Origin of the sequence: Actinoplanes sp. NPDC051633, assembly GCF_040681735.1 — a bacterium.
Lineage (GTDB): Bacteria > Actinomycetota > Actinomycetes > Mycobacteriales > Micromonosporaceae > Actinoplanes.
In genome coordinates this window covers 1-10,847 of the sequence record NZ_JBFAZH010000138.1, presented here as the reverse complement: position 1 = coordinate 10,847, position 10,847 = coordinate 1, and the positions used below count along the sequence as shown (strand labels likewise).

Genomic DNA, 10,847 nt, shown 5'->3' with positions numbered 1-10,847 from the left:
CCCGGCACCAGTTCACCGGCGGGCACGAACTCGTCGCGGCTCGGCGACCAGAACGGGTGGCCGGCCGTTGCCTTCACGGTGCCGGTGGCCGCTCCCTCATCACCGTCGGTGTCGACCGTGACCTTTACCAGTTCCTTGGCACCGTTGCCGGTGATCAGACGCTGGACCTGCCGCTTGCCCGTGGTGCCGGCGTCGGGGTCGCTCGCCAGCACCGCGTCCCCGAGGCGAATGTCCTCGATGGCCTTTGTCGTGCCGTCGGCCATGAGAACGGCGGTGCCGGCAACGAAGCTGTTTCCGACGCAGTTCCGCCCGGCCGTCGCCGTCGCTCTGCCCCCGGTTCCGGCCTTGCCGGCGGCACCCGCCCTACCTGCAGCACCGGCCTTACCAGCGGCGCCGGCCTTGCCCGCAGCGCCGGCCTTGCCCGCCACGCCCGCGCCACCGCCCGCGCCGAGGGTGAAGGCGTCGAAGAGCAGATGGCCCGCGGCCTTGCCGGGGTGGCCCGACTTCACGTCGTTCGTCAGGCCGTCCGACCAGTCCTTGACCGCTTGGCCCGGGTTGCTGAGGGTCTTCTTCAGGGCCTCGCCGCGCTCCTTACCGCGCGCCTTCGCCGCGTCGCTCGTCTCCTGACTGACCAGCGGGTTGCCGCCGACCGCGGTGTCGTACCCGATCTGCGCCAGCCCGGCCGCCGCCCCGGCGACGTCCGAGCCGATCGCTGACGCCGCGTCCTTGACGAAGTTGCCGGCCTTCTTCGCGGCGTCGGACAGCCAGTTGTGACCGTCCAGCTCGACGTTGCTGATCGGGTTGCCGCCGGCGAAGGCGTACCGGTTGCCGGTGTACGGGTCCGCGGCCAGGCCCAGGTCGTCCAGCGCGCCGTTGTAGGAGTCGCGCGACAGGAACTGGTTGATGCCCGGGTCGTAGTCGCGGAAGCCCATGTCGTAGTCGCCCGTGGACTGGTCGAACCGCTTGCCGTTGAAGCGGTACGAGTTGTACTGCTCGCGGTCCGGGTTCTCCGGGTTGGCCGCGTCCGGCTTGTCGGCGCCGGTGAACTGGGACGAGTCATTCTTGCCGTAGGCGGTGTAGCCGTACGTGGCCCGCCCGTCGCCTTTGTCGTCGGTGATCTGCTCGACGTCGGAGTGGCCGTTGTAGCCGGTGTAGGAGTCCTCCTTGGTGTTGTCCGACTTCGTGGCCACCTGCGAGAGCAGCTCGCCCGACGGGCCGTGCTGGTAGCTCTTGACCACCTTGGTGCCCTCGAGCTCGGCGGAGAGCTCCTCGGTCAGGCCCAGGTACACCAGGTCGGTGGTCTTGCCGCCGTGCGTGCGCTGAATCTGCCGGTCGAGCGGGTCGTACTTGTAGGTGGTCTTGTTGTCGCCCGGGTTCTTGACGTGCTCGGTGACCCGGTCGAAGCCGTCGTAGGTGTACTTCTCCAGCTCCACGTTCTGGGCGGTCACGGTCTTCAGCCGGCCGTACGGGTCGTAGGCGTAGCTGGAGGTGGCGCCCGGCACCGCCGCCGAGGCGAGGCGGTTCTTGTCGTACGTGAACGTCGTCTTGACGTTCTTGATCGTCTGCTCGATCACGTTGCTGTTGTTGTCGTGCACGTACTGCTCGGTGTCCGCGCCGTTGCCGGTCTTGGTCACCTTGCGGACACGGTCCTGCGGGTCGTACTCGAACGTCGATGTGGTGTCGAGGTACGCGCTCTTGTTGTCCGCGTTCTGCTTGCGGGCGGTGTCCTTCGCCTTGTGCCCGTTCGCCGAGTACTCGTAGGTGTGCTGGTTGACGACTGTCCCGTCGGACTTCTTCTCGACGTCGCTGAGCACCGAGCCGTCGAGGTTGTAGTCCTTGGTGACGACGTTCTTGTTGCCCTTGGTCTCGGTCTTGGTCTCACCACGCGAGGTATACGTGTACGTGGTCGTCTTGGGGCTGGCATCGTCCGGCGTCGACTTGTTCTTGACCTCGGTGACCAGGTCGCGCTCGGTCTCGTACGCGTACTCCGAAATCTGCCGGTCGTGGGTGCGGCGCTTGAGCAGGTCGTTCGGCTCGTAGTCGTACGTGGTCGTGTTCTTGATCGTGCTGCCGAGCTTCTCCTCGACGCTCGCGACCCGGTTCAGCTGGTCGTAGGACACGACGTACGAGTCGATCTTCGCGTCGTTGCTCCGGTCGAGCATCTTGGTGAGGTTCGCGTTCGGGTCGTACTCGAACTGGAAGTCCTTGCGGGGCTGGCCGCTGCCGGCGCCGTTGTCGGACTGCGTCTTCTGCTTGCCGTCCGGGTAGTAGGTCCAGTTCTGCTCCCGCGGCGTGCCGCTCGCGCCGGTCAGCTTGCGGGAGGTCTGTGCGCCGTTGTTGTCGTAGTCGTACGTGGTGGTGATGTTCCAGCCCTCGTCCTTGCTGGTGCGCACCCACCCGTTGTCGAAGTACGTGTTGGTGGTGTCGTTGCGGGTGGTCTGGTTCTGCGACGGCGGCGCCGAGATCTTCTTCAGATCACCGACCTCGGTGTACGTGTATTCCGTCGTGGCGGGCGTGGTGAACCGGCTGTCGTCTCGGTCGAACGGCTGCTGCACCTTGCTCTTGCGATTCAGCTCGTCGTAGAGCGTGACGGTGGTGAAGTCCTCGGCGTCGTTCTCGGTCTCGACGCCCCGCGGACTGATCACCCTGGTCTGGTTGCCGACCTCGTCGTACTCGAACCGCGTGGTGCGGTAGGTGACCGTCCCGTTCACCGACTTGTGCGGAGCCCGCTGCTCCTTGACCGCGGACCGCTCGTCGTACGCCGTGAACGTCTTGTTGCCGTCCTGGTCCTCGGCGACCGTCTGGTTGCCGTCGCGGTCGTACTCGGCCTTGGTGGTGAAGCCCTTGGCGTCGGTGGTGGTGATCCGCCGGTGGTTCCGGTCGTACGTGTGCTTGGCGTTGTAGTCGTTGGCGTCCGCCGTGGCGTTCTTGCGCTGGTCGATCTCGCGGACCACGTTGCCGGCGTTGTCGTAGACGACGCTGACCCGCCCGTTGCGCGCGTCGGTCGCCTCGACCACCCGGTTCAGCTCGTCGTAGACGTAGACCGTGGTGAAGTCCATCGTGTCGGCCGGGGTGAGGAAGCCCTTCGGCTCGGTCTGCTTCACCATGTTGCCGACTTGGTCGTACTCGAACTTCGTGGTGCGCGCCGCCGAGGTGTCCGTGTCCTTCGGGACGGTGACGGTGCTGGAGCGATCGTTGGCGTCATACACGGCGGTGGTGATCGCGCCGGTCGGCGACGTCTTCTGCTCGACGTTGTCGTTCTTGTCGTACTTCGGTGCCGGGGTGACGATGTAGACGCCCGCCGCGGAGTCCTTCGGGACCTTGCTCGTGAGCGGGCGGCCGTAGACGTCGTAGGTGTACTCCGACTTGTGGCGCAGCGCGTCGACGACGTCGAGAACCGCCCCGCGCGAGTCGTACCGGTAGTTCGTGACCTGGTCGAGGTCGTTGGTGATGCTCGTCGGGTAGCCAACCACGTCGTACGCGTCGTACTTCGTGACGTGCTCGTTGGCGTCGGTCTCGGTGCGCATCTGACCGAAGGGGTCGTAGGTATAGGTCGTCGTGTAGTCGCCGGTCGTGTCGGTCGCGGTGCCCTTGGGGTCGGTGACCGAGGTCAGGTTGCCCAGGGCGTCGTACCCGAAGTCCCAGCGGCGGCCCTCCGGCGTGACCTTCATCGTCAGCTCGGCGGTGTGGCCGCCGAGGCCGTACCGGTAGTCGAGCCGGGTCGGCGGCCAGTTGTTCTTGACCGCCTCCGGGTCGCGCAGCTCCAGCGGGAATCCGGTCTGCTGGTCGAAGCGCCAGGTGGAGACGGCGCCGTTGGCCTCCTCCAGCCGGGTGACGTTGTTGTCGGCGTCCCAGTTGAGCTTCGTCGCCTCGTTCTTGGCGTTGGTGATCCGGGTGACCCGGCCGAACCCATCGATGACGTTCTCGGTCGCGCGGCCCTTCGCGTCGGTCATCGTGGTGATGACGCCCGCGCTCGCCGCGCCGTCGGGGTCCGCGTAGTCGACGTAGGTGATCTTGTTCATCCGGTCGGTGAGCGTCGCCACCTTGCCGTACAGGAACGGGTCGTCGCTCTCGTGGTAGCCGATCTTCGTGCCGTGGCGCCGCGGGTCGTCGACCCGGATCAGCCGGGCGTTTCCGGAGTACCCGGGCCCGTCGTAGGTCATGGTGAACAGCTTGGCGTCGGTGGTTCCGGCGCCGTCGGTCAGCTCCTGGAGGAGACCGTCGTCGGTGTACGCGAACTGGATCCGGCGGCCGCTGATGTCGGTGAGCGACTTGAGCCGCCCGATCTCACCGGTGTAGCTGTCCGTGTAGTAGTCGAGGGTGAGCGTCTGCCGGCCGGCCGGATCGGTCAGGTACTTGAGGATCTGGACGGTCCGGCCGTTCTGGCGCGCCTGCTCGTACGTGAAGGTCAGCTCGTTGCCGTTGCGGTCTCGCACGAGGCGTTGGTAGCCCTGCGAGTCGAAGACGAACTGGCTGCGGTCCGGCCGCGTCATGGTCCAGGCGCGGCTGTAGTCGCCGCCGGACTTCTGCAGGTACAGGTGCACACCGGCGGGTTGCAGGTAACGCCAGTCGGCCGGGTTGGTGCTGTCGTGCTTGTCCAGCTTGAACACGTGCGTGGTGCCGTCGCCGTCGGTCATGGCGACCCGCTCGGGCCAGGTCGCATCGCCCTGGAACTCCAGCGGCGAGCCGAGCCGGACCGTGCTGGAGGTGGACAGCGACCAGCCGTAGCCCAGCCCGGAGTCGGAGCCGTCCTGGCTGTTGTAGGTCAGCCGCGCGAACGTGGATACGCCGCGGCTGGGGTTCGCGATCGGGTTGTAGCCGAGGACCGCGTTGCCGGAGAACTGGTTGATCATGATGGTCGAGCCGGCGCCGGTGCTGCCGCCGGTGTACTGGTAGAACTTCTCGAGGCCGAGCTGGTCGGAGGTGGGGTTCTCCACCGCGACGTCCTGGTCCAGCGGGTCGATCTTCGCGCTCTGCGACAGCCACTGGCCGGTGGTCTTGTTGCGGACGTCCCACCTGAGGACGTAGTCCTCGCGGCGATCGCCGTCGCCGCTGTTCGCCGGTGCCTTGACGGTGGCGGTGACGGTGACGACGCCGCCCGGTGCCTGCGCCGAGGGCAGCGGGGTGCGCTTCTGGTTGTCCGGCGTGGTGACGTCGGTGCCGTCCGGGCGTTCCCACCGGTACGAGAGCTCGTAGTCGGCCGGCGACCAGACGTTGTCCGTCGTGTTGGTGATCGTCACCGGCACGAGGTACTCGTCGCCGGGGATCATCCGGCCGGGGGTATCCGAGGCAGAGTAGGTGTTCTGCGTCTCCGGCGTCGTGTAGACCACTCGCAGCCGGGGACGCAGCGTCGGCTCGGCCGCCTCGGCGGAGAGGAACAGCACGCGCTGGGTGGGAGCGGTCTCGTTCTCCAGACGCACCAGCACGCCCTTGTTCGCGGCCGGGTTGTCCACCCAGCTCTGCACGAGGCCGCCGGCCTTGATGCTGGTCCAGCCGGGATCAGCGGTGACGTTGCCGACGGAGCCGCGCGGGGTGGCCTCGGCGTCGCCGCCGGGGCTGGACCATGCGGCGCTGCTGCTCGCCCTGTTCCAGGTCGAGGTCGTCTCGTCGAAGTCGCGGGTGAGGCCGCGCACCTGGAACCGGGCGCCGCCCTCACCGTCGCTCGACCAGCTCCACAGGCCGACCTCGGCGTCGAGAACCTTGGCCTTGGCCGGCAGACCGGTCAGGGCGGGGAACTTGAGCACGACGCGGCTGGTCCCATAGACCGAGCCGTTGTTGCCGACCTGGAGCTCGCCGCCGTCGTCGAGCTTGTCCCAGTTGGAGTCGGGCTTCGCGCTGGTGAGCGTGTTGTCCACCGCGCCGTCGGAGAAGTACTTCACGGTCTGGCCCGCCTTGGGCAGGTGCACCATCTCGGTCTGCGCCGGGATCACCGAGCCGTCGCGGGTCTTCACGGCCACCATGTAGAACAGCCGGTCGCCATAGGGCTCCGCCGAGTTGGCGGCGGTCGGTGTGGCCCGGGTGTCGCGGTAGCTGGTCGCTGACCTGCTCACCGGCGCGACCAGGGTGGCCGCGGAGGGGACGAAGTTCTGGTCCTTGCTCGCGTGCACCTGGTATTCGATGACGTCGTCGTCCGGTGACGTGCTCGGGTCGGCGTACTCGCCCCAGGACAGGTCCGCGCCGTTCGCCCGCACGGTCGTCACCGGATTGAGGGCAACGCCCGGCGAGCCCCAGGTGAGCAGCAGCTTCGGCCCGTGGTCGTCCTCGCCGCCGTACGAGAAATCACCGGCCTCGTACCGCGGTCCGCCGGTCTTCAGGGTCTCGTCCTTGATCTTGACCATGAAGCCGTAGTTGGGTGCGGTGCCGTCGAGCCAGGCCTGCACGACCGACCGCACGCTGAACGAGTGCCAGGCGTTGGTCTTGCTCGGCGCCTTGACCGCCTCGCCGCGCTTGACGAGGCGGACGGCGTCGGCCACGACGACCTTGTTCGCGACGTCGCCCAGCACGACCTTGTGGGTGGTGCCGGCGTTGAACTGGTAGCTGTCGATCGGGACCCAGGTGCCGTTGCCGGAGCCGGTGGTCTGGTTGACGATCTTCGTGGTGGTGCCGCCGGCGTGGTGGACCGTGTACGGCGCGTTCGTGGCCCGGTTGCTGCCCGGGACGTAGTGGACCTGGACCTCGTAGACGCCGGACTCGGTCAGCCGCGGCACCCAGGTGAAGCTCTGCCCGGTCGTCGCGTCGCTGTTGTAGACGTAGGTGCCGTCGATGCCCTGGTTACTGTCGCCGGTGGAGCCGGGCAGCCAGGAGCCGACGCGGGAGGTGCGGTTCGGGTACGTGTCGTCGACGCGGTCGACGTTCTGCCCGACCTCGGCGGCGTTGGCGGCCATCGAGTTCCAGGTGGCCGTGGTCTCGTTCCAGTCGGCCGTGACGCGGCGCGCCTCGATGGTCTGCGAGGTGTCGACGGCCGCCTCGCCGCCGAGGACCTGATCGTAGTAGAGCTGGAGCTGCGCCGAGTCGAGCGCGGTGTTGCGCGGCACGGCCGACAGGTCGAATCGGGTCAGCGCGCGGGCCCGCTCGGTCGCGGTCGCGCCGGCGGACAGCTTCCAGACGTTGTCGAAGTTCGTCGTCGGCGCCGACTCATTGATCATCACGTCCTGCGCCTTGCCGAGCGTGGGCTGGACCTTGATGGTCGGGTCGACGGTGACCGGGTAGACCCGCTCCTTCGCCGCGAGCCAGGCCGGGTCGGCGGTGACCGTCAGGATCGTCCGTCCACCCTCGACACTGACTTTCTGGGTGACGGCGTTGCTCCAGGTCTTGCCGTTGGGCGAGGACGGCGCGTCGGCGCTGTCGTACATGAAGGGCTTGGGCAGGTAGAACAGCGGCGGGCCCTCGCTGCCGGCGGCGTGGAACGCCACTGAGCCGTCGGCCCGGGGCACCGCGCGCACGCCGTCGAGCCCGAGCACGAATCGCCAGCTGGCGGCGCCGGTGGGTGGCTTGGCGAGGACGATGCTCTCCTTGACCGCGGTGGACGTGACCTCGTAGACCACGTCGGCCCCGGCGGCCGCGCCGGGGTAGGTGACGGTGCGCCCGGCAGCCTTCGGCCGCAGCGTGCGGGCGGCGCCGTCCAGGCCCATGGAGACGCCGCGGCCGCCCTGGTCGTACCGGACCAGGCGGTCGGATCGGTCGCCGAACCGGCTGCCGAACGTGTTCTTCGCAACCTCGAACGGATACCCGGCAACCGCGCCGGGCGTCACGTCGGTGTCGATCTCCTGCCATGCGCCGGCCCGGTCGCGGTAGTGCACCTGGTCGTTGCCGACCTCGGCCTGCACCCGCCCGTCGGCCAGCCGGAAGTACTTGGTGGTCGCCGTGCGTTTGGCGACGAGCTCGCCGGTGCGTTCGGCCGGCGGCATCGCGGTGGCCGCGATGCGCTGCGGCTGGAACGGGAGGACGCCCTCCGGGCCGGGCGGGGTGGCCGGGACCTGCCGGCCGGTGACCGGCGGCGGCCTCAGCACGGACGCCGCGGGTGCGGGCGCCGGCTCCCCGGGGGTACGCGCCAGAGCGGGCGACCCGGCGAGCATCAGGCTCAGTGCGGAAGTGGCGGCGAGAGACCGGAAAACAAGACGGCGAGACATGTGAAGCACCCCTCGGGCACGACGAATAGCGCGCCGTCCAGGTGGAGAACGGCACACGCCAATGACTGATCCGTCGTGAGCGAAGAGTGCAGCAGAAGTGGACCGTCCCGCGCTCGCGACAGCCTTGTAGGTGTCTGTTCAGCGCCCCCCGTGGGTGCCGCGATGACCGTACCGCGATCGATGATCGACAACAATTGCCCGACGTCAATCAAGCAAAAACTCAGACCACATCGGACCGTCGCCTCGGCGCGGTGTGTGCGAACGCGCGCATCTCATGCCATGCGCACGTACGTGCTCAGCGGTTGGCGCCCGGTGTGACCAGGCCCGACTCGTATCCGAAGACCACGGCCTGGACCCGGTCCCGCAAGCCCAGCTTCTGCAGGATGCGGCTCACGTGGGTCTTCGTGGTCTGCTCGGCGATGAACAGGCCGGCCGCGATCTCGGCGTTGGACAGGCCCAGGGCGATCAGCCGGAGCACCTCGCGCTCGCGGTCGGTCAGGCCGTTCAGCGCCGTCGACCCGGACGGCGGGCGGGGCCGCGCCGCCACGAAGTTCTCGATCAGGCGCCTCGTCACGCTCGGCGCCAGCAGCGCCTCGCCGGCCGCCACCACCCGCACCGCGTGCAGCAGCTCCTCCGGCTCGCTGTCCTTGAGCAGGAAGCCGCTGGCCCCCGCCCGCAACGCCTCGTAGATGTAGTCGTCCAGATCGAAGGTCGTCAGCATCAGCACCTTGGGCTCGTGCCCCTCGACGCGCGACGGACCGAGCAGCTCGGCCGTCGCGGCCAGCCCGTCCAGCACCGGCATCCGCACGTCCATCAGCACCACGTCGGGCCGCAGGGTCCGGTATTTCTCGACGCCCGCGCGCCCGTTCTCCGCCTCGCCCACCACCGTCATGTCGTCCTGCGAGTCGAGGATCGCCCGGATCCCCACCCGGATCATCGTCTGGTCGTCCACGACCAGGATCCGGATCACGCGGCACCCCCCACCGGCAGCCGTGCTGCCACCCGATAGCCACCCTCGGGACGAGGGCCGGTCTCGAGCGTGCCGCCGAGCAGCCGCACCCGCTCCCGCATGCCGTGCAGCCCGTGCCCGCCCGGCGAGCTCTCCACCGACGGGGTCGGCGCGGCGTCATTGCACACCGACAGCTTCAGCATGCCGTCCGCAAGATCGATGACCACGAGGGTACGCGCTCCCGGCGCGTGCCGGATCACGTTGCTCAACGACTCCTGCACGATCCGGTACGCCCCCGTGCCGATCGTGTCCGGCAGGCCGGTCACCGTACCCGTCCCGAGCTCCATCTCGAGGTCCACCGGCACCCCTGCCGCCCTGGTCGACTCGACCAGCTCCGGCACCCGATCGAGGCCGGGCACCGGCGCCAGCGACGCGTCGGCCTGCTCGTCGCGCAGCACCGACAGCAGCTGGCGCATCTCCCGCATCGCCGAGCGTGCCCCGGCCGCGATCCGCGTGAACTCCTGCTTGGACTCCTCGTCGGCGTTCTTCAGCCGGTACGAGGCCGAGGTCGCCTGCATGTGGATCACCGACATGCTGTGCGCCACCACGTCGTGCAGCTCGCGGGCGATCCGGGTGCGCTCCTCGGCCACCGCCCGCTGGCTCTGCTCCACCGCGATGTCCCGCCGCGCCTCGGCCAGCTGCCGGCGGATCCCCGACCAGTGCCGGATCACCATCGCCGCGATCACCACCAGCGCCGAGTCGGTGGCGTAGACGATCAGCGTCACGTCGCCGTCGTCCACCCCGCGGCCGCTCGGATCGAGCACCGCCACCAGGATCGTCACCAGCACGCTCGCCCACCAGGCGAGCGCGCCCGCCCGCCAGCTGTGCCGGGCGGCGACCAGCCCGACGTGCAGGCTCAGCGCGATCAGCCCGGGGATGGTCAGCGGCCAGGTCATGTCGGGGTTGGCCGGCATCGCGATCGCGAAGGTGGCGACCCCGGCGAACTGCAGCAGCGTCGCCTCGACCGGCCGGCTCAGGCTCAGCGGCAGCGCGGCGCCCTGCGCGGTGGCGGCGACGAACGCGATGACGAGCGGCACGTCATACGCCGACGCGGCGATCGGCACCGACACCACGAGCACGGCCACGCCCAGCGTCCCGGCGGCGAACCACCAGAGCAGCGTGGGCGACGGCCGTCGCATCCTCATCTCCACCACGATCCGAACGGTACCTAGGGGTTCGGCGCCTCGACGTCATACCGCGGGGTTATCCGGCCGGATACCGCGGAGTGATTCGCGGGCCGGTGCCGCACCCCCAGAGTCACCGCCATGGATGTCGTGCAGACGCTGTGGGCCACGGTCGTGGACCACCCGTACACCCTCCTGGGACCGCTGGTGGTGGCCGAAGGGCCGGCCGCCACGGTGCTGGCCGGGTCGCTGGTGGGCGCCGGGATCGCGGCGTTCTGGCCGATTCTGCTGATCGTCGTGGTGGCCGACGTGACCGCGGACAGCGCGCTCTACGTGCTCGGCCGGTTCGGCCGGCGGCCGCGGGTCGGGCGGCTGCTGCGCCGGCTGGGGCTGACCGAGCGGCGGCGGGTGCGGCTCACCGGCGCGGTGCACGACAACCTGCCGCGGGTCGTCGCCGGCGCGAAGGCGGTCGACCTCGCGGCGATCCCGGCGTATCTCGCGGCGGGGCTCGCCCGGGTGCCGTTCCGGCGGTTCATCGGGTGGGTCGCCACGTTCAGCCTGATCCGCGCCGCCGTGCTCCTCGGC

Annotated in this window: 4 protein-coding genes; 1 reads left to right on the top strand and 3 read right to left on the bottom strand. The window is 69.2% G+C overall.

Annotated elements, in window-relative coordinates:
- The 3 genes from AB0M20_RS11090 to AB0M20_RS11080 all read right to left on the bottom strand — a co-directional run.
- The coding region (locus AB0M20_RS11090) for a DNRLRE domain-containing protein (RefSeq protein ID WP_364296839.1) at positions 1-8,129 on the bottom strand (8,129 nt) is incomplete at its 3' end.
- A gap of 295 nt (positions 8,130-8,424) precedes the next feature.
- Positions 8,425-9,099, bottom strand: a complete 675-nt coding sequence (locus tag AB0M20_RS11085) for a response regulator transcription factor (protein WP_364296837.1) — start codon at positions 9,097-9,099, stop codon at positions 8,425-8,427.
- Complete coding sequence (locus tag AB0M20_RS11080) at positions 9,096-10,283, bottom strand: sensor histidine kinase (protein ID WP_364296841.1); 1,188 nt, start codon at positions 10,281-10,283, stop codon at positions 9,096-9,098. Before AB0M20_RS11080 ends, AB0M20_RS11085 begins: the two co-directional genes overlap by 4 nt.
- A 120-nt stretch (positions 10,284-10,403) precedes the next feature.
- Between AB0M20_RS11080 and AB0M20_RS11075 the strand changes: the two genes are divergently transcribed.
- Positions 10,404-10,847: VTT domain-containing protein (locus AB0M20_RS11075; protein ID WP_364296835.1), on the top strand; the 444-nt coding region annotated here is incomplete at its 3' end.

Coding starts and splice junctions, on each gene's coding strand:
- AB0M20_RS11080 (WP_364296841.1), bottom strand. CDS start 10,283: ATGAGGATGCGACGGCCGTCGCCCACGCTGCTCTGGTGGTTCGCCGCC.